Below are 23,310 nucleotides of genomic sequence, written 5' to 3' on the forward strand. Positions count from 1 at the left end.
TGGCACGATGGCGGACGACACCGTCCCGCCGCGCCCCTGGAGTGATCGCATGCCCCGCCGCCCTGCCCATATCGCGATGGTCGGCGTGCCCGCTGTCAGCCACGTCCTGCCGAGCCTGGAGATCGTCCGCGAGCTCGTCGCGCGCGGGCACCGGGTGACCTACGCGAACGACGCTCCGGTGGCCGACCTCATCGCACCCACGGGGGCGGAGCTGGTGCCGGTCACGTCCACGCTGCCGGTCACCGACAACGACTGGCCCGAGGACGCGATCGGCGCGATGGAGACGTTCCTCGACGACCAGATCCAGGTGCTGCCGCAGCTGCGCGCCTTCTACGACGACGACCCAGCGGACCTCTACCTCTACGACATCGGCGGGTACTCCGCGCGGGCGCTCGGCGAGTCCCAGGGCAGGCCGGTGGTCCAGCTGTCCCCGACGTTCGTCGCCTGGGACGGCTACGCGGAGGAGGTCGCGGCGCCGCTGTGGCAGCTGCCGGGCGCCGACGCGTACCGCGAGAAGTTCGGGCGCTGGCTCGCGACCAACGGGGCCACCACCACCGACGTCGACGCCTTTCCGGGGGCGCCCGGCACGGTGCTGGCGATGATCCCGCGGGCGATGCAGCCGCAGGCCGACCGGGTCGACACCGACGTGGTGACGTTCGTCGGGCCGTGCTTCGACATCCGGAGCGACGTGGCGGGGTGGAGTCGGCCGGCCGCTGCCGAGAAGGTGCTGCTGGTCTCTCTCGGCTCCGCGTACACGCGGCAGCCGGAGTTCTACCGCCGGTGCCTCGCGGCGTTCGGCGACCTGCCCGGCTGGCACCTCGTGCTGCAGGTCGGCAAGTACGTGGACCCGACCGAGCTCGGCGAGCTCCCGGCGAACGTCGAGGTGCACGCCTGGGTGCCGCAGCGCGCGATCCTGGAGCAGGCGGACGCCTTTGTCACCCACGCCGGGATGGGCGGCAGCAGCGAGGGGCTGCTGGCCGGCGTCCCGATGATCGCCGTGCCGCAGGCGGTCGACCAGTTCATGAACGCGGACCGGCTGGCCGAGCTCGGCGTCGCGCGCCGCCTGAGCTCCGAGGACGCGACCGCCGAGGAGCTGAGGGCGGCCCTGCTCGGGCTCACCTCCGACCCTGCCGTCGCGCGCCGCTCCGCCGAGCTCCAGGCCGCCGCGCGGGCCGAGGGCGGCACCCAGCGGGCCGCCGACCTCGTCGAGTCCGCGCTGGGCTGACATATGGCTACGCTGCAGGTCATGAGCCTGGTGACTTTCAAGGACCTTTGTCTCGACGCCGCGGACGCGGCCGCGCTGGGGGAGTTCTGGGCCGGCGCGTTGGGGCTGCGGGCCGAGCCGCTGGACGACGGTGACGTCGTGCTGCGCGACCCCGGGCCCGAGCCGGTCGCGGAGCGGTCGATCTGGGTGAACACCGTGCCGGAGCCGAAGACGGTCAAGCACCGCGCGCACCTCGACGTGCGCGCTCGGTCGCTCGACGAGTTTCCCGACCAGCCGCGCCTGACCGAGCCCGGTCAGTACCACTACACGACGCTGGCCGACCCCGAGGGCGGCGAGTTCTGCGTCTTCACGACCGACGAGCCGCCGTCGTACCGCCTCAAGGACGTCGTCGTCGACTGTGCCGACTACCGGAAGGTCGCCGCGTTCTGGCACGAGCTGCTGGGCGGGAGGCTCACCCAGGACGACGCCGCGGACTACGCCTACCTCGACGAGGGTGCGGGCGTGCCGTTCGAGTCGTTCGACTTCGTCCCCGTGCCCGAGCCGAAGACGGTCAAGAACCGCTGGCACTGGGACGTCACGCTGGACGACGGCGTCACCGTCGACGACCTCGTCGCCCGCGGCGCCCAGGTGCTGCGCCCGCAGGACGACGAGATCTCCTGGACCGTCATGGCCGACCCCGAGGGCAACGAGTTCTGCGTCTTCCGCCCCTGACCGCTGTGGGTGGGAAGGGCCGGCTCAACCAGCGGCACCTGCGAGGGCGGTGAGCACGCGGTTCACGCTGGATCGGATGCCCCAGCGCTCGGCGAGCGCGTCCAACGCCTCCGGGTCGCGGGGCGCGGCGGGCAGGGCGTCGTCGACGTCGGCGACGGGGGCGTCGTGCGCGACCTGGACCACGGTGGGCGCCACGTCGAGGTAGTCGGCGGCGGCGAGGATCTTCGACCGCTGCGTCGGCGTCAGGCCCGGGGCGCCGGACTCGGCGGCGGCGCGGATCGCGCGCAGGTCGCCGAACGTCTCGAGCAGCTTGGCCGCGGTCTTCTCGCCGATGCCGGGCACGCCGGGCAGGCCGTCGGACGGGTCGCCGCGCAGGGTCGCCATGTCCGCGTAGGCGGCGCCGCTCGGCACCCCGTACTTCTCCGCGAGCCGCGCCTGGTCGACGACGTCGGGGTCGCGCACCCCGCGCGCCGGGTAGAGCACCCGCACGCCGGCGGCGTCGTCGACCAGCTGGAACAGGTCGCGGTCGCCGGTGACGATGTCGACGGCCGCGGGCATGACGATCCCGACCGGCGCGGCCACGGGCAGCACGCTGGCCGCGCTCCGCGCCACCTCGCGCGTGACGAGCGTGCCGATGACGTCGTCGGCCTCGTAGCCGGGAGCGCCGGCGCGGGCGATGCCGAGGGCGGCCAGCACGTCGACGATCACCGGCACCTGCGGCGTCAGCAGGTCGGGCACCTCCTCGACGTCGGGGCTGCCGGCGGGCGTCGTCGTCGCGACGCGGTGGGCCTTGTACGACGGGATCGCCTCGACCCGGAACGCCGGGCGCCAGTCCTCGTCCCAGCACGCGACCAGGCGGTCCGGCCGGTGCTCCGTGACGAGGAAGGCGACCATGTCGAGCAGGCCGCGCACCGCGTTGACGGGCTTGCCGTCCGGGGAGCGCAACGAGTCGGGCAGGCCGAAGAAGGCGCGGAAGTACAGGCTCGCGGAGTCCAGCAGCATGAGGCTCACCGGGTCAGCGTGCCACAGCCCGGTGGCGCCGGTCAGGGGGCCGCTCAGAGGGCCGGCAGGCGGCCCGGCAGCCCGAACCGGGGGAACCAGGTGGCGGTGTCGAGGAACGTCGTGATGCCGGTGATGCGGCCGCAGCCGTCGTCCTCCAGCACGGCCAGCCCCCACGGCGACCAGCCCCCGGCGGGGTCCTTGCGGTACTGCCCGTACGCCATCGAGCCGTTGGCCTGGAGCGGCACGCAGCGCGAGCCGCGGCACCCGGCGCCCGGCCCCGTCATCCACCGCACCACCTCGGAGCGGCCGTGCACCCACATCGTGTACGGGGGCATGTTCAGCACCGCGTCCTCGTGCAGCAGCGCGACCAGGGCTTCCATGTCGTAGCGCTCGAAGGCGTCCAGGTACCGCTCGAGCAGCTCCTGGTCCACGGTGTCCCACGATGCGACGTCCGCATCGACGTCGCCGCCCTCCCGGCGCAGCCCCTTGCTGCCGAGCGTGGCGCGGGCGCGCTGCAGTGCGCTGTTCACGGACGCCACAGTGGTGTCGAGCAGCGCGGCGACCTCCGCGGCCGACCAGCGCAGCACCTCCCGCAGCACCAGCACCGCCCGCTGCCGAGCCGGCAGGTGCTGCAGCGCGGCGACGAACGCGAGCCGGATCGACTCCCGCCCGATCGCGACGTCCGCCGGGTCGCCCTCGCGCGGCAGCACGGCGTCGTCCGGCACCGGCTCGAGCCAGCGGTCCTCGGCGAGCACGTCGCCGAAGTACTGCTCCTCCGCGGGCTGCGGCCCGCCGAGACCCATCGGGCGCTCGCGCCGCTTGGAGGAGCCGAGGTGGTCGAAGCACACGTTGGTCGCGATGCGGTACAGCCAGGAGCGCAGCGACGACCGACCCTCGAACTTGTCGTACGACCGCCACGCGCGCAGCAGCGTCTCCTGCACGGCGTCGTCGGCCTCGAACGCGCCGCCGAGCATGCGGTAGCAGTAGCCCGTGAGCTCGCGGCGGTACTGCTCGAGCAGGGCGCCGACGTCCTCGGGCGGGCGGCCGGCCTCCGACACCGGCCCGGGGCGGGTCGGGGGGGACGGCGCGGGGCGCTGGGCGGCGTGTGTCACGCCTCACACGGTACGACGGACCACCGACGCTCGGGAGGGGTGTGCCCCGGGCTCCGACACCGGCTCCGGCGCGGTCTCAGCCGCGGTCGCCGCGGAGCACGCGCTCGACCAGGGGCACGGCGCCCGTGGCCGGGGTGGGCGGGCGCACGCGGGCCACCGTGCCGGTGAGCGGCCGGGCCTCCCGGTCGATCTCGAACCACACCGTCTTGCCCTCGACCGCGCCCGAGTGCCGCCCCACGGCGTCCGAGCCGTCGTGCCACTGCACGCCCCAGCGGGACGCGAGCCGGTCGAGGAACAGCACCCCGCGGCCCGACAGATCCTGCGGCTGGGGCGTCTGCAGCTCCGGCTCGTCGGTGCTGCCGTCGCGCACGCCCACGCGCAGGCGCCGCCCGTCCACCTCCACCGTCGCGGTGATGGGTCTCTCGCCGTGCTCGAGGGCGTTGGTCAGCACCTCGCTGGTGAGCAGCATCGCGGTGCGGCGCTGCTCGTCGGAGACGTCGCACGACTCGAGCATGTCGTCCACCCACCGCCGCGCCGGGCCCAGGTCGCTCAGGTCGTCATCGGCGACGCGGCGCTCCGCCTTCGCGGGGCCCGCGGACGACGGCGGGCCCGACGGCGCCGGCACGCGCACGCGCAGGGCGAGCACTGCGACGTCGTCCCGCTGGGCGTCGCCCACCAGGCCGCGCACCAGCGCACGCGGCACCGCGGAGGTGGCCTCGCCGTGTGCGGCGCGGAGCACCTTCTCCAGGTCGGCCAGCCGGTCGTCGCTCGGGACGCCCCGGCGCTCCACCAGCCCGTCCGTGTAGAGCACGAGGGTGTCGCCGGGCAGCAGCCGGATGGTGCGGTCGGTGCGCTGGGTGGTGGGGACCACGCCGAGCAGCAGGTCGGGGACGTCCGACAGACGCTCCACCTGCCCGTCCCGGCGCAGCACCATCGGCGGCGGGTGGCCGGCCACCGACCAGGTGAGCGTGTAGGCGCGCTCCGGCGGTGTGGCGGCCGCGTCGCCCGCCAGAGCGTCCTGCGGGCAGGGCGCCGGGTCGCGGTCGAGCCGGGCGACGACGGCGGTCGCCATCGCGCGCGGGCCGAGCCGGGCGTTCGCCTTGTCGAGCCGGGTCAGCAGGCCCGCCGGCGACTCGTCGTGGCTCCAGGCCAGGGCGCGCAGCATGGAGCGCAGCTGGCCCATCTGCGCGGCGGCGTGCACGTCGTGGCCCGCGACGTCGCCGATCATGACGATCGCCGTGCCGTCCTCGCGAGCCACCGCGTCGTACCAGTCGCCCCCCACCTGGTCCGTGCGGGCCGCGGGGGAGTAGGTGGTGGCGATGTCGAGGTGCGCCACCGTCGGTGGCGCGGTCAGCATCGACTCCTGCAGGGTGGTCGCGACGCGGCGGCGGGCCTCCAGCAGCGCCACCCGCTCGAGCGCAAGGGCCACGTACCGGCTGATGGTGGACTCCAGCGCGGCCGTCTCGGCGTCGTGGTCGCGGGCCTGGTCCCACACGCAGGCGATGACGCCCACGACCATCCCGTTCGACATCACCGGGAGGAACGACCGCGCGCCCTCGGAGACGGTCCCCACCGGCCCCATCTCCGGGTAGGTCGCCGCCATCTCCGCGTGGTCGCGGAAGCGCAGCGGGGCGCGGCTGCGCACCACGTGCGTGTCCGGCCGGGGCGCGTCCAGCCGCGTGCTGCGCAGCGCGGGCTCGCCGGGGTGGTGATGGCCCACGGTGAAGAACGACAGGTGCCGCCGGTCGGCGTCGACGAGCGCCAGCGACACCCAGCGCGCCCCGGTGCCGGTGCCGATGACGTGCGCGATGGCGTCCTCGACCTCGTCCAGGGTGGTCACGCGGGCGAACCGCTCCGACAGACCCAGCAGGAACCGCGAACGGCGGTGCGCGCGGAACGCCACCTGCTCCGCGAGGCGGGCACGTTCCCGCTCCGCACGCAGGCGCAGCTCGCCGGATGCCGCGGCGGACAGGTCGGCGAGCGTGGCGAGGTCGGTCTCGGTCCAGATGCGGGGCTCGGACGACACCGCCCAGAGGGCGCCGACCACGTGCCCGCGGGCGTCCTCGATCGGGTACCCGGCGTACGCCGCGAGCACGAGGTCGCCGATGGAGTGCCGGCCCTCCACGCGGGGGTCGTCGTCGGCGTCGCGCACGACCAGCGGGGCCCGGGTGCGCGCGACGATCGCCGTCAGCGGCTTGGGCAGGTGGAGCCGGCGCTGGGCCTGGGTGTGCTCCGGGAAGCCCACGGCGCCCGGGAGCAGCTTCAAGTCGCCGTCGCCGGTGAGCATGACGATCGCCGCGGCGGACACGCCGAGGTGGCGGTGCACGAGCCGCGCGATGCGGTCGAACACCTCGTCTGCGACAGGCTCTCCCGGGAGCGGGCCGACCGCGGGAGCGACCACGTGGTCGGCGCGGTGGCCGGACACGGGACTGGGCGGCGGGCCGGACGGAGAGCCGCCAGCCGGGGCTTCCGACACGTCGCCCAGTATGGACCCAGCCCGTTCAGACGTTCAGCAGCCCGCGCCGGTGCGCGACGGCGACCGCCTCCGCCCGCCCGGAGACGCCGAGCTTGGCGAGCAGGTTGGACACGTGCACGCTCACCGTTTTGGTGGAGATGAACAGCCGCTCGCCGATCTGCCGGTTGGACAGGCCCTGCGCGACGAGGGTCAGGACCTCCTCCTCGCGCTCGGTGAGGACGGACGACGTGCGCCGGGCGCCGGGCAGCGGCACGCGCGCGCGCCGGCCCCAGGCGTGGATCGCGTCCGCCAGCGGCGCGGCACCCATGGCTCGGGCCTCGCCCATCGCCTCCGCGGCCTCCACCTCGGCGGCGGAGACGTCGCCGGCCGCCCGGAGCGCCTGGGCCCACCGGAAGCGGGACCGTGCCACCTCGTACCGGTAGCCGAAGTCGAACTCGCGCACCGTGGCCTCCCAGAGGGCCGGCTCGGCGGGCTCGTCGGTGAGCGCGGCGCGCAGCCGGGAGTGCTCCGCCTCCGCGCGCTGCAGCCAGGCCCGCCCCTCCGGCCCGAGGCTGCCGCCGCGCGGCCGCCCGCGCCGCGCCGTCTCCTGCGCGACGGCGAGGAGCCCGTCGCCGCGGTCGAGCAGCTCCTGCGTGGCCTGGGTGTCGTGCGGGCCGCTCTCGGCGTTCTCGGCGAGCGCCGCGAGGGCGAGCGCGGTGATCCAGATGCGGCCCAGGAAATACTCCGACCAGGTGGCGCCGAGGTGCGCGGCGACCTCCTCGGCTGTCGCCACGGCCTCGTCGTACCGGCCCGCCCACGTGAGGGCGTCCGCGAGCGTGCCGCCCGCGATGAGCGCGATCTGCCCGTCCACGTGCCACGCCGGCCGCAGCGCCTCGGCGCGCTCCACGGCGGCGGCGCCGTCGCGTGCGGCCGCGGAGTACAGCCGCCCGGAGTCGAGGAACACGAGCGTCGGCGCGGGCGCGCCCTCGGGGGTGGGGTGGTCGCTCAGGTCGCCGACGATATACGGCTGGATCAGCGCGAGGTCGAGCATCTGCACCCCGTACGCGCCCCAGGTGACGCCCGTCGACCGGGCACGCGCGAGCCCGGCCTCGAGCACCTGGCCGGCGCGCTCGAGGTGGCCCGCGTAGAAGTGGGTGGCCGCCAGGTTGTACCAGCAGCGCATCTCGGTGCGCAGGTCGCCGGCGACGACGGCCCGCTCGCACGCGCGGCCGAGCAGGTCCGCGGCGGAGTCGGGGGAGCCGACCTCCAGCACGGCGAGGGTCGTCAGCGTGTCCGCCTCGGCGTCCGGGGCGCCCGCCCGCCGCGCCACGTCGACCGCCACCCGGGCAAAGTCGCCGGCCTCGTCGTCGCGGTCCACGTTGAGCAGCACGCGGGCGTGCACGGCGAGCGTCCACGCGAGATCGGGCGTGGCGTCGGCGTCCTCGACCTCCGGGACCGGGTCGGCGTCCGTCGAGCCCGGGAGCAGCACCTCCAGCGCGAGCGTCGACTGCCGCAGCGCGTCGGCGAGATCCTCCAGGTCCAGCACGTAGCGCACGAGCACGTGCCGCAGCCGCGCCTGACGGTCCGGGTCGTCGTCGAGGGTCTCGACGGCCCGGCGGGCGAGCTGCTCCGCGCGCGGCGCCAGGCCGGCGGAGCTGGCGGCGGCCGCTGTCTCGAGGACCACCGACACCCGGTCGGCGCCGAGCAACCCCTCGGCGTCCGGCACCATCTCCCACAGTGAGAGCACCTGCTCGAGGTGGCGCAGCTCCTCGGCGGGGGCGAGCAGCTCGGCCGCGCTGCGGGCCGCCTCCTGCGAGGCGACGAGCGCGGCGGTCAGGTCGTGGCCCTGCAGGGCGTGGTGGGCGCGCTTGGCCGCCGAGCCGAGGCCCACGTCCGTCGTCAGCGCCTCCAGGTAGGCGCGGTGCATGGCGGTGCGCTCGCCGGGCAGCAGGTCGAGCACGAGCGCCTCGGCCACGAGGGCGTGCCGGAACGCGACGTGCTGGCCCTCGACGCCCAGCACCTGCTGCGCCACGGCCTCGCGCAGGGCGAGCTCGGCGGCGCCCGGCGCGTCGAGGCCGGGCAGGCGCGGGGCGGTGGCGCGCAGCAGCGCTTCGTCCACCTGGCGGCCGGCCACGGCGGCCAGGCGCACCAGCTGCTGCACGGCGGGGTCGAGCCGCTGCAGCCGGGTGTGCAGCACGTCGGCCAGCGACCAGGGCAGGCCCATGGAGGACTGCCCGGCGTCGAGCAGCTCCTCCGCGAAGAACGCGTTGCCGTCCGACCGGCTGCGCACCGCGTCGAACTCGCGCTCGTCGAGCGGCTCGCCGCGGGTCGCCGTGGTGAACTCGCGCAGCTCGTCGGCGGTGAACGGCGACAGCTCCACGTGCTCCACCGGGCGCTGCCGGTGCAGCTCCGCGAGGACGGGCCGCAGCGGATGCCGACGGTGCACGTCGTCGCTGCGGTACGTCACCACGAGCAGCAGGTGCTCCGACCGCAGCCGGGCCACGACGAACCGCAGCACGTCGCGCGTGGACTCGTCCGCCCAGTGCACGTCCTCGACCACCAGCACCAGCGGCGCACCGGCGCGCCCCGCCGCGGCGAGGCTGCCGGCCATGCCGTCCAGCAGCTGCAGGCGCTCCGCGTGGTCGGTGCCCGAGCCGCTGGCAGGGTCGAGCAGCCGGGTGAGGGCGGGCCGCTCGGCGATCACGTCGCGCACGCCGGGCACGGCGCGCAGCTCGCCCAGGGCCTCCGTGAACGGCAGGTAGGGGATGCCCACGTCGCCCAGGTCCACGCAGTGCGCGACGACGACGCGCGCGCCGGCGTCGCGCGCGACGTCGGCCAGGTGCGTCACGAGGCGCGTCTTGCCGACGCCCGCGTCGCCGCCGAGCAGCAGCACGCCGGGCTCGCCCTCCGCCGCGCGCTCGAGGGCACGGCCGAAGGCGGTGACCTCCTCCTGGCGGGCGATCAGGGGAACTTCGCTGGAACGACGCACCAGGTGATCGTCCCACCGCCCGCCCACATCCGCCGTAGGTTTTCCGACCTGCCCGCCCGTCGCGACCGGCGCGCCGGCCGCCGACCCGACCGCCACGTCAGGCGGCGCGTCGTCCGGCGCCGTCCTGCGGGCGCAGCGTGTCGAGCCCGTGGGAGATCTGCTCGGCCCGCCGCGTCACCTGGCGCTCCCACGCCGCCGCGTCGGTCCGCGCCGCCACGGCGTCGATCGTCGTGCCGAACCGCTGCACGGCCTCGCCGGCCCGCAGTCGGTGCACGAGGCGTGCCCCCCACCGGCCCGCCGTCACCAGCGGTGCCGGCTTCCCCTGCTGGTACGCCTTCGCGTTGCGCTCGCGCCGGTACTCCAGCTCCGCCTGGATCGCACTCATCATCGTCTGGTCCATCTCGGTCCCCTCGCCGGCCGGGCGTTCCCGGCCTCTCCTGCCGGCCACCGCCGGCTGACCTGATCTCGTGATGACGACACTCGTCCTGAGGCCCCCGGCGGTGGATCGGGCAATCGACCGGTCTTCGCCGGCCCGGGTACCTCAGAGGGCACCTCAGACGGCGGTCCGACCTGGGGGAGGCCGGTCTGAGGTGGCTCTCCACGCCCGGGCGGGCGGGGCGTGGTGACCTTTCGACCGCTCCATCCGTTGCGACGTGGGTCACAGTGGTCGCACACTGGGGAGACCGGACCGATACGGGGGTGGACTCGTGGCTGGATCTGTTGCTGGCGCGTTCGACGCGCTGCCGATGCTCGGGAGGGGCAAGCATCGCAATCCGAGGAAGGGCGCGTGCTTCATGGAGCTGGCGTCGTTCCTGGCGGGGGAGCGGTGGAGCGACCATCCGCAGTGCACGCACCCGCTCCTGGCGATGCTGGCGCGCGCGGTGAACGACCTGACGTCCGACGGGAACCGCCCGCAGCTCGCACCGCTCATCCCGTCCGTCATCGGGCTGACCAGCGCCGACCCCCGCTGGGACGTGCAGATCGCGCTGCGTGCGGCGCAGACCGCGCTGCCCGTTGCCCCGGCGGACCGGCAGCAGACGCTGGCGGTCGCGATCATCGGCGCCGAGCGCATGCTCGACGTGCTCGACGGCCGGCCGGACGGCACCCTCGCCCCCGCGAGCGCCGACGCCCTGGCGGCGTCGCCCAAGACGGCCGACTGGGCCTACCGGTTCTGCGAGGGCACGCGCGTGCGGCCCAAGCGCTTCGTGCGCGACGCCGCGCCGTCGGTCGTGTCGACCGCCGTGCAGGGCATCAGCGAGGCCTTCGTGCCCGACGTCGACGACCGCCTGTGCGGCCTCCTCGGCGCGACCATCGAGGACGCACGTCGCTGGGCCGGGCACACGGACGAGGACCGTCCGGCGCTCGCCGAGGAGCAGTGGGCGACCGTGGTGAGGACCGTCCCGGCCGCCGGTTGAGCGCGACGTTGGTCGAGCCTGTCGAAACCACGACGCCGGTTGAGCCTGTCGAAACCACCGGGGTTTCGCCAGGCTCGACCGGCGCTCGGTTCTGGTAGACCGGAGCCGTGACCCCGTACGAGCCCGCCACCCCGCCCGCCACCGCCGTCGACTCCCCGCTGGAGCAGCTCACCCTCGACGACCTGCGCCGCCGCACGTCCGTGAAGTGGCGCGTGTACCCACCGGACGTGCTGCCGCTGTTCGTGGCGGAGATGGACACGCCGGTGGCGCCGTGTGTGGTGGCCGAGGTGCAGCGCGCGCTCGCCATCGGCGACACGGGGTACGACATCGGCACCACGTACGCGGAGGCGCTGGCGCCGTTCGCGGAGCGCCGGTGGGGGTGGACGCCGGACGTCGCGAGCAGCCGCACGATGCCGGACGTCATGGGGGCGATCGTCGAGGTGCTGCGGGTGCTCACCGCGCCGGGCGAGGCCGTCGTCGTCACCCCGCCCGTGTACCCGCCGTTCTACGGGTTCCCGTCGAACGAGGGACGCCGAGTGCTGGAGGCGCCGCTATCGGCCGACCTCCGGCTCGACCTCGTCACCCTCGAGGAGGCGTTCGCCCGCGCCACGGGGGCGGCCGCGCACGGCACGGGGCCGGGGTCCGGACGGCGCGCCGTGCTGCTGCTCTGCAACCCGCACAACCCCACGGGGACGGCGCACACGCGGGCCGAGCTGGAGTCCGTTCTGGCGCTCGCGGACCGCTACGGCGTGCGCGTCGTCGCGGACGAGATCCACGCGCCGTTCACGTTCGAGCGGGTCGCCGCCGGGGCGCCGGCGTTCGTGCCGTTGCTGTCGGTGGCGGGATCCGAGCGGGCGATCGTCGTGCAGTCGGCGTCGAAGGCGTTCCACCTCGCCGGCCTGCGCGCGGCCGTCGCCCTCGCGGGGCCCGAGGCCCGCGACGACCTGCGCCGCATCCCGGAGGAGGCCGGCCACGCCGTCAACCATCTCGCCGTGCTGGCCCACGCGGCCGCCTACCGCGACGGCGAGCCGTGGCTCGACGCCCTGCTGGCCGCCGTCCACCACCACGACGGGCTGGTCGGTCGGCTGCTCGCCGAGCACGCCCCGGCGGTGCGGCTGCAGCCCGCCGACGCCACCTACCTCGCGTGGCTGGACCTGCGTGCCGCCCTCCCCGGCGGCGTGCCCGCCGCGGACGCGCACGGCTTCGTGCTGGAACACGGTCGCGTCGCGCTCGAGGACGGCACGCACTTCGGCGCCGGCGGCGCGGGGTGGCTGCGGCTCAACCTTGCCACGTCGTCCGCGATCCTCACCGAGGCCGTGCAGCGGTTGGGCCGCGCGCTCGCCGGTTGAGCCGACGCCGGTGACCGCACGAAATCTATGCAGCACCGTTACCGAGACACGGGCGAACCAGCCGTCACGACCGGCAGGAAGCCGATAACCTCGCGAAGGTGCGCCGACGCCACCGCCTCACCCTCGCCGCCGTCCTGCTGCCCGCGCTAGCCCTGCCCCTGGTCGCCTGCACCGGACCCGATGTCCCACCCGCCGACAAGACCGCGGCGGCGCTCGCTGCCGCGCTCCTCGCCGGCGACCTCGCCGACCTCCCGCTCCAGGCCCCCGGGTCCGTGGACCCGCAGACCCAGCTCACCGAGGTGCTGGACCCGCTGGTGGACGCCGCCGGCGAGCAGGGGCACACGGTGGCGGTCGCCGAGGTGGGCAAGCCCGTGACGAAGGACGGCTCGACGACGGCGCAGGCGACGCTCGACTGGTCGTGGCCTCTCGGGCGCAGCCTCACCTGGACGTACTCGACCACCGCGGACCTGGCGTACGAGGCGGCGGCCGACGGCGACGGCGAGGGCGCGTGGACGGCGGTGTGGGGCCCGGACGTGCTGGTGCCCGACCTGGTGCCCGGCGAGCGCCTGGACGTCGAGACGCTCGACGCAGACCGCGGGGACGTCCTGGACGGCGACGACGACCCGATGATCACCGAGCGCGGCGTCTGGCACATCGGGGTGGACAAGACGGCGGTCGAGGGCCTGGGCCAGGAGTCGGCGGCGCGGGACCTCGCCCAGCTGGTGGGCCTGGAGCCCAACGAGTTCTTCGCCCGCGTGGACGCGGCCGGGGAGAAGGCGTTCGTCGAGGCGATCACCATCCGTGAGAAGAACCCCGGCACCGACTTCTCCGTCGAGGATGCGCGCGACATCGAGGGCGTCGTCGCCGTCGAGGACTCGCGGGAGCTGGGCCCCACCAGTGACTTCGCGGAGCCCTTGCTCGGCAGCGCAGGCGAGGCCACCGAGGAGATCGTCGAGAAGTCCGACGGTGCGGTCCGGGCGGGCGACGTCGTGGGCCTTTCCGGGCTGCAGCGCGACTACGACGACCAGCTCGCCGGGACGCCAGGCGTCGTCGTGAGCGTGGTGCCGGCGGCGGGCGCGGCGGGGGATGACGTCGGCCTCGACGGCGACCCGGCCAAGGACGACGACGAGGCCCGCGAGGTCTACCGCGTGGACCCCGTGGACGGCACGCCCGTGTCCACCACCCTCGACCAGCACCTGCAGAAGCTCGCCGAGAACGTGCTCGAGGACGTCGACCCGGCCAGTGCGATCGTCGCCCTCCGGCCGTCGAGCGGCGAGGTGCTCGCCGCCGCGAGCGGCCCGGGCAGCGAGGGCTGGTCCACCGCCACCCTTGGCCAGTACCCGCCCGGGTCCACGTTCAAGGTGGTGGACGCGCTGGCGATGCAGCGGGCGGGGATCACCCCGGACACCGACGTGGCCTGCACCGACACCATCACCGTAGACGGCCGCACGTTCGGCAACGTGCCCGGCTACCCGTCGTCCGCCATCGGCGACGTGCCGCTGCGCACGGCGTTCGCCCACTCGTGCAACACCGCGATGATCGCGCAGCGCGACAAGGTCGCCCAGGCGGACCTGGCGACGGCGGCGTCCGACCTCGGCCTGCTGGGCGAGAAGGCCGCGACGGCGTCGCTGGGCGTGCCGGCGTTCCTCGGGGCGGTGCCGACCGAGGCGGGCGGGACCGAGCACGCGGCGTCGATGATCGGTCAGGGCAAGGTGCAGGCGTCGCCGCTCGGCATGGCGACGGTCGCCGCGAGCGTCGCGGCGGGGCAGCGGGTGCAGCCGGTGCTGGTGCGCGCAGGCGAGGACACTGCCGCCGAGGACGCGGAGGAGCCCGCCACCCCAGGCGTGACGGACGCCGAGGCGAAGGTGGTGCGGGAGCTCATGCACGGCGTCGTGACGAAGGGCAGCGCGGACATGCTGCAGGACGTACCCGGCATCGTGGGCGCCAAGACCGGCACGGCGCAATACGGCGACGGCTCGAAGCAGCACGTGTGGATGCTCGCGATCGTCGACGACCTCGCGGTGGCAGTCTTCATCGAGGACGGCCACCGCGGGTCGGACACGGCCGGGCCGTTGATGGAGGACTTCCTCGAGTCCGTCGGTTGAGCCGAGCTCGACCAGCGGGCGTCAGCGGCTCGCGGTGCGGGGCACACCCGCCACGAGGCCGCCGTCGACGACGAACTCGGACCCGGTGGAGTAGCTCGACTCCTCGCTCGCGAGGAACAGGACCGTCTGCGACACCTCTTCCGGCCGCGCGCCGCGACCGAGCGGGATGAGCGGCTGGCCGGCGTCGATTCCCGTGGTCATCGGCGTGGCGACGAACCCGGGGTGCACGGAGTTGACGCGCACGCCGCGGCTGCCCAGCTCGAGCGCGACCGACTTGGTGAGCCCGCGCACGCCGAACTTGGACGCCACGTACCCGTGCAGGCCGCGGCTGCCGCGCAGGCCCTCCACGGACGAGATGTTGATGATCGACCCGCCGCCGCTCGCACCGGCCGGGTGAGCCCCCGCCACCCGACCTACGCTCGAACGAGCCGCACGCCGCACCGACGAGGGAGAGCGTCATGGTCAGCAGGACCCGAGGGGGCGGCCGACGTCGCGTCCGAGGCGCGGACATCGAGCTCAACCCCGTCTTCGTCCGGCCGGGGGAGACGGGTTCGGTCCCGCGCGACCGGCTCCCCGAGGGGGAGTCGCTGCCGGAGACGGCGTTCCAGGTCGTCCACGACGAGGCCATGCTCGACGGCAATGCCCGCCTCAACCTCGCCACCTTCGTCGGCACGTGGATGGACGACCACGCGAGCCGCCTCTACCTCGAGGCCGCCGACAAGAACATGATCGACAAGGACGAGTACCCGGCGACGGCGGCGGTCGAGGACCGGTGCTGGCGGATGCTCGCCGACCTGTGGCACGCCCCCGACCCGGTCCACGCGATGGGGACCTCGACCATCGGCTCCTCCGAGGCGGGCATGCTCGCCGGCCTCGCGCTGAAGCGCCGGTGGCAGGAGGCCCGCCGGGACGCCGGGAAGCCGGTCGGCACGCCCAACCTCGTGATGTCCAGCGCCGTGCAGGTGTGCTGGGAGAAGTTCTGCAACTACTTCGACGTCGAGGCTCGGTACGTGCCCATCAGCGAGGAGCACCGGGTGCTCGACGGGCACGACCTCGAGAAGTACGTCGACGAGAACACCATCGGCGTCGTGGCGATCCTCGGCGTCACGTACACCGGCATGTACGAGCCGGTGGCGCAGGTCGCGGCCGCCCTCGACCGGATCCAGGCCGCGTCCGGGCTGGACGTGAAGATCCACGTCGACGGGGCTTCGGGCGCGATGATCGCGCCCTTCGTGCAGCCGGACCTCGTGTGGGACTTCCAGGTGGACCGGGTCGCGTCGATCAACACGTCGGGCCACAAGTACGGCCTGGTGTACCCCGGGCTCGGCTGGGTCGTGTGGCGCGACGAGAAGGCGCTGCCCGAGAGCCTCGTGTTCCGCGTGAGCTACCTCGGCGGCGACATGCCGACGCTCGCGCTCAACTTCTCCCGACCCGGGGCGCAGGTGCTGCTGCAGTACTACATGTTCCTGCGCCTCGGTCGCGCGGGGTACACCGCCGTCCAGACCGCGTCCCACGACGTGGCCCGCTTCCTCGCCGACGGCATCGGGCAGCTGCCCGCGTTCGAGCTGTGGAACGACGGGTCCGACATCCCGGTCTTCGCCTGGCGGCTGCGCGCCGGGCACACGGAGAACTGGAACCTGTACCACCTGTCGGAGCGGCTGCGCACCCGCGGCTGGCTCGTCCCGGCCTACCCGATGCCCGACGACCTCGCCGACGTCACCGTGCAGCGCGTCGTGGTGCGCAACGGGCTCAGCCGCGACCTCGCGGCGTCGTTCCTCGCCGACCTCGAGGACGAGGTCGCCTACCTCGACGCCCTCACCGGCCCGATGCCGACCGAGGGACTGCAGTCGGGCTTCACCCACTGACCGCCATCCGTCGGTCGAGCTTGTCGAGACCCGGTTCGTGGTTTCGACGGGCTCAACCGACAACCGTCGGTCGAGCTTGTCGAGACCCGGTTCGTGGTTTCGACGGGCTCAACCGCCATCCGTCGGTCGAGCTTGTCGAGACCCGGTTCGTGGTTTCGACGGGCTCAACCGACGAAGCGGTCCGCGCGCTCGCGGACCCGGCCGGCGCCGCGCCCGCCGTCGGCGTCCGCGTCCCAGGTGTAGACCTCCGTGCCGGTGACGAACACGTGCTCGGCGCGCGAGCCGATGTCGAGGGGGTCGCCCGACCAGACGACGACGTCGCCGTCGAGCCCGGGCGCGAGCGCGCCCACCCGGTCGTCGAGGCCGAGGAACGACGCCGGGTTCACCGTCAGCGCCTCGAGCGCCACCTGCCGGTCGAGGCCCTCCTTCACCGCGAACGACGCCTGGTGCACCAGGAAGTTGATCGGCACCACTGGGTGGTCGGTCGTGATCGCGACCCGCACCCCGGCCTCCGCGAGGCGCGCGAGGTTCGCGATGTCGCGGTGGCGCAGCTCGACCTTCGAGCGCGACGTGAGCATGGGCCCGAAGATCACCGGGACGTCCCGCTCGGCCAGCACGTCCGCGATCGCCGCGCCGTCGGTGCCGTGGTTGACCACGAGCCGGTAGCCGAACTCGTCCGCCAGCCGCAGGGCCGTGGCGATGTCGTCCGCGCGGTGCGTGTGCTGGTCCCAGGCGAGCTCGCCCGCGAGCACCCGGGCGAGCGTCTCCTTGGCGAGGTCGCGCGCGAACGGCTCGCCCTTCGCCGCGGCGGCGTCACGTGCGGCCACGTAGTGCTGCGCATCGAGGAACGCCTGCCGGATGACGGCGGCCACGCCGAGGCGGGTGGACGGCTGCTTCTTCTGCTCGCCGTACACGCGCTTGGGGTTCTCGCCGAGCGCGGACTTCACGGACACGGCCTCGCTGATCACCTGCTCGTCGACGGTGCGGCCGCCCCACGTCTTGATCGCGACGGTCTGCCCGCCGATCGGGTTGGCGGAGCCCGGCTTCACGACGACCGACGTCACGCCGCCGGCGAGCGCGTCGCGGAAGCCCTCGTCCTCGACGTTGATCGCGTCCAGCGCGCGCAGGTGCGCGCCGTTCGGCCCGGTCTTCTCGTTGGTGTCGTCGCCGGCCCAGCCCTCGGCCTCCTCGTGCACGCCCACGTGCCCGTGCGACTCCACGAAGCCCGGCAGCACCCAGCGCCCGCCCGCGTCGACCGTGCGCACGCCATCCGGCACGACGACGTCGGCGCCGACGGCGGTGATGACGCCGTCGGTGATCAGCACGGTGCCGTCGTCGACGGGGTTGCCGTCCACCGGGACGACGTGGCCGTTCACGATGGCGACGGAGGAGCGGGCGGTGCGGATCGGTGAGGTCATGACCGCCATCATGCCGCCGCCCCCCCGCGCCGAACAGGCGGTTGACACCGTTATGGGCGTCACGAGGGCGCGATAACGGTGTCAGCCGCCTGTTCGGCGGTCTCGGGCTGGGGCGGCTACAGGTAGTGCCCGACGGCGGGGATCGGCTTCCAGCGCCCCGTGGAGGTGATGTCGAGGATGCGCCGGGTGGTGACGCCCTCGATGCCGTGCTCGAGGACCGCGCGGCGCGCGACCTCGCGGATCTCGGCCCCCGTCGCCCCGTCGAGGCTGCCGGCGATTGCCGCGAGGTCGAGGCCCTCCCCGTGCTGCGGCAGGTAGATCCGCAGGATCGCGACGCGCCCCTCCTGGCTGGGCAGGGGCACCTCGAGGATCGTGTCGAACCGGCCGGGCCGCTTCACCGCGGGGTCGAGCGAGCCGGGGTCGTTGGTGGTCGCGAGCGTGAGCACGTCGTTGCGCACCCGCGCGCCGTCCAGGGCGTTGATGAACTCCGAGAACCCGGACGAGCTGCGCATGTCCTGGGACGCGATGGCGTCGATGTCCTCCATGACCACGAGGGTGGGCCCGAGGCCCTCGACCTCCTTGTAGAGGTTCTCCGACGCCTGCCGCAGCACGTCCGGCTCCACGAACAGCACCGTCAGCGCCCCCGCGACCTCCGCCGCGAGGATCCGTCCGAGCTTCGTCTTGCCGACGCCGGGCTTGCCCGCCAGCAGCAGGCCGCGCGTGGTCGGCAGCCCGAGGGAGAGCAGGTCGTCCCGGCGCGTGGTGCCGGACGACAGGAACAGGTCCACCTCCGACCAGACGGCCCCCGGCAGCACGAGGTCCGTGCGGGTCTCGCGCGTCGCCGGGACCGGCTCGAACGCGACCTGGTTGCCGTAGCCGCTCACCGACACCTGGAGGATCCGGCCCCGGTACGGGTTCCCCTCCCCCTTGAGAGCGTGCAGGAAGTCGTCGAGCACCGTCTCCGCGACGTCGCGCCGGCCCTCGCCGGTGTAGACCGTGAGATCCGCCGGGTGCCCGCCGCAGATGTGGATCGCGACCGGCTCCGCCCGCAGGCTCCCCGCGGGGAAGAACACCGACAGGTGGTAGGGCACCGACACGGTGTGGTCCTCGCCGAGGTTGAGCGGACGCCACTCCGGCGTGCGCCCCTGCGGGCCGAGGATCTTGACGACGTCCTCGTGGTCCTTCATCCAACGCGCGAGGACGTGGCCGTGCAGCAGCAGCTGCGAGTCGGAGAGCTCGCGCTTGACCTCCGACATGGCGGCCTTCTTCACGCCGAGCTTGCGCGCCGCCCAGCCGGAGCTCGACGTCGGCGTGCCCTTCTTCTTCCGGCGCGGGGCGCCGAGGATCTCCGCGAGCACGCGGATCGTCTCGCGCGCCTCGGTCGGGTACGGGCCGAGCTTGGGCCAGAGCAGCTTGTCCTGCTGCTCCTCGGGCGCGGCGACGCCGTTCCTCGTCGTTCCCGAAGGCTGTCGCTCGCTCATGTCGCTCCCCGCGTCCCCTGCGGCCGCCCCGACGGCACGGCCCGAAGCACCCTATCCGCCGTGCCCAGGCCGACCAGGCGGTTGACACCCTTATCGGCTCCTGGCGGCCGCCATGCGGTGGCAACCGCCTGGTCGGTGGCGGGCAGGGGCGGATAGCGTCTGCGCATGCCGACCCGACACCTGCACGTGCTGCGCCACGGCGCGGCGGACCCGTTCGGCGAGCTGACGGAGGTGGGCGAGCAGCAGGCGGCGCTCGCCGGCCGCCGGCTGGCCGCCCTGCCCGTCGACGCCGTCTGGCACTCGCCGCTGCCGCGCGCGGTGCACTCCGCGCAGGTGGTGGGCGCGCAGCTCCCGGACGTCCCGGTCCGTGCGGCGGCCGAGCTGGTCGACCACGTGCCCTACATCCCGGACCCGGTCCCGCCCGCCTGGGCCGGCTTCTTCGACGGCGAGGACCACGCCGAGGCGGCCGAGGGCGAGCGGCTCGCCGCCGCGCTGACCGCACGGTTCGCCCGCCCGGCCGAGGCCGAGACGCACGAGGTGCTGATCACGCACGCCTTCCAGGTCGCATGGCTGGTGCGGCACGCCCTCGGCGCGCCGCCCGAGCGCTGGCTGGGCCTGCCGTACGGCAACGCCGCCCTCACGACGATCGAGTTCCGCGACGGCGGCGACGCCTCCCTGATCGTCTACAACGACATGGGCCACCTGCCGCCCGAGCTGCGCTGGACCGGGTTCGGCCCGGCCGCGCGTCCATGACAGCGCCGCCGAGGTGTCGGTGCCCGGTGCCACGATCCGGGAATGCCTACCGTCGAAGAGCTCCGCCGACACTTCCTCGCAGCCTGGGGACCGGACACCTGCTACCCGCACATGAGCGCCGAGTGGACGCCCGAGAATCCTTCTCGCGACCAATGCGGCATGACGGCGCTGGTCGTCCAGGACGTCCTCGGCGGCGACCTGATCCTGGCCGAGGTCCACGTGCAGGGCGCTCAGAGCGGACACCACTACTGGAACCGGTTGCCGGATGGTTCGGACGTGGACCTCACCGCCGACCAGTTCCGGCCGGGCGAGGAGGTCGTCGGCGGAACGGTGGTCGTTCGGCCGCCGGACGCTCCCCGATACCACCGCGCCCAGTACGAGCTTCTGCGCACACGGGTGCTCGACGCGCTGGCCCTGACGGCCGAGGGCTGACGGCCGACCGGCCCGGCGCTCACTCCGCCGGAACGTTCTCCTCCAGCTCGGCGAGCCAGGCGGCGGCTGAGGCGTCGGACGGCATGCGCCAGTCGCCGCGGGGCGAGAGCGAGCCGCCGGCGGCGACCTTGGGGCCGTTCGGGATGGCGGAGCGCTTGAACTGCGACGAGAAGAACCGCCGGAAGAAGACCGACATCCACTTCCGGATGGTCGCCAGGTCGTAGGTGGACCGCTCGTCGTGCGGGAAGTTCGGCGGCCACTCGCCCGCCTCGGCGTCGTGCCACGCGTGCCAGGCGAGGAAGGCGATCTTGGACGGCCGCAGACCGTGCCGCAGCGTCCAGAACAGGGTGAAGTCCTGCAGCGCGTAGGGGCCGATCGTCGCCTCGGTGGACTGCGGCGCCTCGCCCTCGGCGGCGGGCACCAGCTCGGGGGAGATCTCCTGGGCGAGGATGTCGAGCAGCAGGTCGTTCGTCGACGCCTCGAGCTGACCCGAGTCGGCCACCCAGCGGATGAGGTGCTGAATGAGGGTCTTCGGCACGCCGGTGTTCACCGCGTAGTGCGACATCTGGTCGCCCACGCCGTAGGTGCACCAGCCGAGCGCGAGCTCCGACAGGTCGCCGGTGCCGAGCACGATGCCGCCGCGGTGGTTCGCGAGGCGGAACAGGTAGTCGTAGCGCATCCCGGCCTGCACGTTCTCGAACGTGACGTCGTAGACCTTCTCGCCGCGCCCGAAGGGGTGGTCGAGATCGCGCAGCATCTGCTCGGCGGCGGGCCGGATGTCCAGCTCCTCGAAGTGCACCCCGAGCGAGGTCGCGAGCCTCGTGGCGCGGTCCTTGGTCTCGGACGTCGTCGCGAAGCCGGGCATCGTGATCGCGTGGATGTCGGTGCGCGGCCGGCCGAGGCGGTCCATCGCGCGCGCCGCGACGAGCAGGGCGTGCGTCGAGTCCAGGCCGCCGGAGACGCCGATGACGATCTTCGGCTGCCCGATCGCCCGCAGCCGCTGCTCCAGCCCGGCCACCTGGATGGAGTACGCCTCGTAGCAGTCCTGGGCCAGGCGCTCGGGGTCGTCGGGCACGAACGGGAACCGGTCGACCTTGCGGTGCAGCCCGACGTCGCCAGACGGCGGGTCCACGGTCCATCGCACGGTGCGGAAGCGGTCGGTCCGGTCGGCCAGGGCGCGGCGGTTGTCGTCGAACGTGCCCTGCCGCAGCCGCTCCTGGCGCAGCCGGTCGAGGTCGATGTCGGCCACGGAGCGCCGCGCGCCGTCCGGGAAGCGCTCGGTCTCGGCGAGCAGGTCGCCCATCTCGTAGACCATCGTCTGGCCGTCCCACGACAGGTCGGTGCTCGACTCGCCCTGCGCCGCGGAGTACGCGTAGGCGGCCAGGCCGCGGTGCGACGCCGAGCGCACCATGAGGCGCCGGTCCTCTGCCCGCGCCACCGTGATGGGGCTCGCGGAGAGGTTGAGCAGCACCGTCGCCCCGGCGAGCGCGGCCTCCGCCGACGGCGGCACCGGCACCCACAGGTCCTCGCACACCTCGACGTGCACGGCGAGCCCCGCGACGTCGGACGCGCGGAAGATGAGATCCGGGCCGAAGGGCACGGGACCGTCCGCGAACGGCAGCGTGACGGTGGCGCCGCGGCGGTCGTCGCCGGGCGCGAACCAGCGCTTCTCGTAGAACTCGCGGTAGTTCGGCAGGTACGACTTGGGCGCGACGCCGAGCACCCGGCCGCCCTGCACGACGACGGCGCAGTTCAGCAGCCGGTTCCCCACCTCGAGCGGGGCCCCGACCACGAGCATCGGGCGCAGGCCCGAGCTCGCCGCCACGATCGCGGCGAGTGCGTCGGACGTCGCCTCCAGCAGCGTGTCGGCGAGGTGCAGGTCGTCGATGGCGTAGCCGGACACGCACAGCTCGGGGAAGACGGCGACGGCCACGCCGTCGTCGTGGCAGGCGCTTGCCTCGGCGAGGATCGCGGCGGCGTTCGCGCGGGGGTCGGCGATGGTGACGGGCACGGTGCAGGCGGCCACCCGGGCGAACCCGTGGGCGTACGCGGAGGAGAAGTCCACCCCCCGAGTGTAAGAACGTCCGCCGGTTGGGCCCGTCGAAACCGGCGACCGGGGTTTCGACGGGCTCAACCGGTGAGGCGGACGGGGATCGCTATCGTCGGGCCCGTGCACCTCCGCCTCGCGCCTCGCGCCGCGTCCACGCCCGCGATCCTGCCCGCCGTCCTGCCCGTTGTCCTGCCCGTTGTCCTGGCCGGCGTCCTCCTCGCGGCCCTGCTCGGCATCGCGGGCCTGGCCGTGGCGCTGCCCGCGTCCGCCCACGACCGGCTCGTCTCCTCCGACCCGGCGGACGGCGCGCGGCTGGACGAGCCGCCGTCGACCATCACCCTGGTGTTCAGCGCCGAGGTGCTCGAGGCCGGCGCGCAGGTGGCCGTCACGACGCCCGACGGCACCGTGCCCGCGCAGGTGAGCGTGGACGGCGAGGAGGCGACCGCGACCCTGCCCGACGACCTGCCCGACGACCCGCCCGACGAACTGCCCGACGGAGACTGGACGGTCACGTGGCGCGTCGTCTCCTCCGACGGGCACCCGATCGAGGGGGAGCTTGCGTACACCGTCGCCGGCGCGGCGTCGCCCTCGCCGACGTCGTCCCCGACCGTCTCGCCGTCCCCGACGGATTCGGCGCCCGGGGCGTCGCCGAGCGCGGGGAAGGGCGAGTCGTCCGGCGGTGCGCACGAGCACGGGACCGGGACGCCCGGGGCCGAGCTCGACGCGGCGGGGGAGGCCGGGTGGACGACGGTCTGGCTGTTCCCGGTCGGGGTGCTGGCGGCGGTGGGGGTCGCCGCCGCCGTGCTGCTGGCGCGCCGGCGGGGCCAGTCGGACAACCAGGCGGGCAACCAGACAGGCGACCACCACGGCGACCACCACGGCGACCACCACGACGAGCAGCCCGGCCCCGAGGCCTGACGACGGCCTTCGACCACGCGATCTGTCCCG

At 74.3% G+C, this 23,310-nt stretch carries 18 protein-coding genes; 9 read left to right on the top strand and 9 right to left on the bottom strand.

Going from position 1 to position 23,310, the window contains the following annotated elements; translation table 11 throughout:
- Window positions 1-7 precede the first annotated feature (7 nt).
- A complete protein-coding gene (locus tag AC1C2W_RS16610; protein ID WP_495390633.1) occupies window positions 8-1,225 on the top strand; it encodes a macrolide family glycosyltransferase in 1,218 nt (405 codons plus the stop codon).
- Between the two features lie 21 nt (window positions 1,226-1,246).
- A complete protein-coding gene (locus AC1C2W_RS16615; protein ID WP_495390634.1) occupies window positions 1,247-1,936 on the top strand; it encodes a VOC family protein in 690 nt (229 codons plus the stop codon).
- A gap of 24 nt (window positions 1,937-1,960) precedes the next feature.
- Here the strand turns inward: AC1C2W_RS16615 and AC1C2W_RS16620 are convergent, their stop codons facing one another.
- The 5 genes from AC1C2W_RS16620 to AC1C2W_RS16640 form a co-directional block, all read right to left on the bottom strand.
- Window positions 1,961-2,938, bottom strand: a complete 978-nt coding sequence (locus AC1C2W_RS16620) for a 5'-3' exonuclease (protein WP_495390711.1) — start codon at window positions 2,936-2,938, stop codon at window positions 1,961-1,963.
- 53 nt (window positions 2,939-2,991) lie between these two features.
- Entirely contained in the window at window positions 2,992-4,050 is a 1,059-nt protein-coding gene (locus AC1C2W_RS16625; RefSeq protein ID WP_495390635.1) for a sigma-70 family RNA polymerase sigma factor, read from the bottom strand.
- Between the two features lie 76 nt (window positions 4,051-4,126).
- Window positions 4,127-6,526 carry a SpoIIE family protein phosphatase gene (locus tag AC1C2W_RS16630; RefSeq protein WP_495390636.1) on the bottom strand — a complete coding sequence of 800 codons (2,400 nt, stop codon included), beginning with the start codon at window positions 6,524-6,526 and terminating at the stop codon, window positions 4,127-4,129.
- Window positions 6,527-6,551: 25 nt separating this feature from the next.
- A complete protein-coding gene (locus tag AC1C2W_RS16635) occupies window positions 6,552-9,494 on the bottom strand; it encodes a helix-turn-helix transcriptional regulator (protein ID WP_495390637.1) in 2,943 nt (980 codons plus the stop codon).
- A 97-nt stretch (window positions 9,495-9,591) separates the two neighbouring features.
- Window positions 9,592-9,894 (bottom strand): hypothetical protein, encoded by a 303-nt coding sequence (locus tag AC1C2W_RS16640; protein ID WP_495390638.1) that lies wholly within the window; start codon window positions 9,892-9,894, stop codon window positions 9,592-9,594.
- 307 nt (window positions 9,895-10,201) lie between these two features.
- Here AC1C2W_RS16640 and AC1C2W_RS16645 point away from each other — a divergent pair, with 307 nt between their 5' ends.
- The 3 genes from AC1C2W_RS16645 (at window position 10,202) to AC1C2W_RS16655 (ending at window position 14,363) form a co-directional block, all read left to right on the top strand.
- Complete coding sequence (locus AC1C2W_RS16645; RefSeq protein ID WP_495390639.1) at window positions 10,202-10,909, top strand: hypothetical protein; 708 nt, start codon at window positions 10,202-10,204, stop codon at window positions 10,907-10,909.
- A gap of 107 nt (window positions 10,910-11,016) precedes the next feature.
- Complete coding sequence (locus tag AC1C2W_RS16650) at window positions 11,017-12,258, top strand: MalY/PatB family protein (RefSeq protein ID WP_495413745.1); 1,242 nt, start codon at window positions 11,017-11,019, stop codon at window positions 12,256-12,258.
- Window positions 12,259-12,356: 98 nt separating this feature from the next.
- Window positions 12,357-14,363, top strand: a complete 2,007-nt coding sequence (locus tag AC1C2W_RS16655) for a penicillin-binding transpeptidase domain-containing protein (RefSeq protein ID WP_495413746.1) — start codon at window positions 12,357-12,359, stop codon at window positions 14,361-14,363.
- Between the two features lie 21 nt (window positions 14,364-14,384).
- Here AC1C2W_RS16655 and AC1C2W_RS16660 read toward each other — a convergent pair whose 3' ends face one another.
- The gene (locus AC1C2W_RS16660) at window positions 14,385-14,771 is read right to left on the bottom strand and encodes an SDR family NAD(P)-dependent oxidoreductase (RefSeq protein WP_495390642.1); all 387 of its coding nucleotides are present in this window, start codon (window positions 14,769-14,771) and stop codon (window positions 14,385-14,387) included.
- Between the two features lie 50 nt (window positions 14,772-14,821).
- Here AC1C2W_RS16660 and gad point away from each other — a divergent pair, with 50 nt between their 5' ends.
- Window positions 14,822-16,228, top strand: a complete 1,407-nt coding sequence (gad, locus tag AC1C2W_RS16665) for a glutamate decarboxylase (protein WP_495390643.1) — start codon at window positions 14,822-14,824, stop codon at window positions 16,226-16,228.
- A gap of 164 nt (window positions 16,229-16,392) precedes the next feature.
- On the opposite strand, the gene AC1C2W_RS16670 is transcribed toward gad, so the two are convergent.
- Together AC1C2W_RS16670 and AC1C2W_RS16675 are read right to left on the bottom strand one after the other, a co-directional pair.
- Window positions 16,393-17,646 carry an amidohydrolase gene (locus AC1C2W_RS16670; RefSeq protein WP_495413747.1) on the bottom strand — a complete coding sequence of 418 codons (1,254 nt, stop codon included), beginning with the start codon at window positions 17,644-17,646 and terminating at the stop codon, window positions 16,393-16,395.
- A gap of 116 nt (window positions 17,647-17,762) precedes the next feature.
- Entirely contained in the window at window positions 17,763-19,127 is a 1,365-nt protein-coding gene (locus tag AC1C2W_RS16675; RefSeq protein ID WP_495390645.1) for an AAA family ATPase, read from the bottom strand.
- A gap of 165 nt (window positions 19,128-19,292) precedes the next feature.
- Between AC1C2W_RS16675 and AC1C2W_RS16680 the strand changes: the two genes are divergently transcribed.
- Window positions 19,293-19,880, top strand: coding sequence for a histidine phosphatase family protein (locus tag AC1C2W_RS16680; protein WP_495390646.1), 588 nt, complete (start codon window positions 19,293-19,295; stop codon window positions 19,878-19,880).
- 42 nt (window positions 19,881-19,922) lie between these two features.
- Window positions 19,923-20,312 carry a YunG family protein gene (locus AC1C2W_RS16685; protein ID WP_495390647.1) on the top strand — a complete coding sequence of 130 codons (390 nt, stop codon included), beginning with the start codon at window positions 19,923-19,925 and terminating at the stop codon, window positions 20,310-20,312.
- 19 nt (window positions 20,313-20,331) lie between these two features.
- Here the strand turns inward: AC1C2W_RS16685 and AC1C2W_RS16690 are convergent, their stop codons facing one another.
- Window positions 20,332-22,377 carry an NAD(+) synthase gene (locus AC1C2W_RS16690; RefSeq protein ID WP_495390648.1) on the bottom strand — a complete coding sequence of 682 codons (2,046 nt, stop codon included), beginning with the start codon at window positions 22,375-22,377 and terminating at the stop codon, window positions 20,332-20,334.
- Between the two features lie 105 nt (window positions 22,378-22,482).
- On the opposite strand from AC1C2W_RS16690, the gene AC1C2W_RS16695 reads away from it, so the two are divergent.
- On the top strand, window positions 22,483-23,280 hold the full coding sequence (locus AC1C2W_RS16695; RefSeq protein WP_495390649.1) for a copper resistance CopC family protein: 798 nt from the start codon (window positions 22,483-22,485) through the stop codon (window positions 23,278-23,280).
- Window positions 23,281-23,310 lie beyond the last annotated feature (30 nt).

Source organism: Isoptericola sp. Y581, from assembly GCF_059445475.1.

Coding starts and splice junctions, on each gene's coding strand:
- AC1C2W_RS16620 (WP_495390711.1), bottom strand. CDS start 2,938: ATGCTGCTGGACTCCGCGAGCCTGTACTTCCGCGCCTTCTTCGGCCTG.
- gad (WP_495390643.1), top strand. CDS start 14,822: ATGGTCAGCAGGACCCGAGGGGGCGGCCGACGTCGCGTCCGAGGCGCG.
- AC1C2W_RS16610 (WP_495390633.1), top strand. CDS start 8: ATGGCGGACGACACCGTCCCGCCGCGCCCCTGGAGTGATCGCATGCCC.
- AC1C2W_RS16615 (WP_495390634.1), top strand. CDS start 1,247: ATGAGCCTGGTGACTTTCAAGGACCTTTGTCTCGACGCCGCGGACGCG.
- AC1C2W_RS16670 (WP_495413747.1), bottom strand. CDS start 17,646: ATGACCTCACCGATCCGCACCGCCCGCTCCTCCGTCGCCATCGTGAAC.
- AC1C2W_RS16675 (WP_495390645.1), bottom strand. CDS start 19,127: ATGAGCGAGCGACAGCCTTCGGGAACGACGAGGAACGGCGTCGCCGCG.
- AC1C2W_RS16680 (WP_495390646.1), top strand. CDS start 19,293: ATGCCGACCCGACACCTGCACGTGCTGCGCCACGGCGCGGCGGACCCG.
- AC1C2W_RS16685 (WP_495390647.1), top strand. CDS start 19,923: ATGCCTACCGTCGAAGAGCTCCGCCGACACTTCCTCGCAGCCTGGGGA.
- AC1C2W_RS16640 (WP_495390638.1), bottom strand. CDS start 9,894: ATGGACCAGACGATGATGAGTGCGATCCAGGCGGAGCTGGAGTACCGG.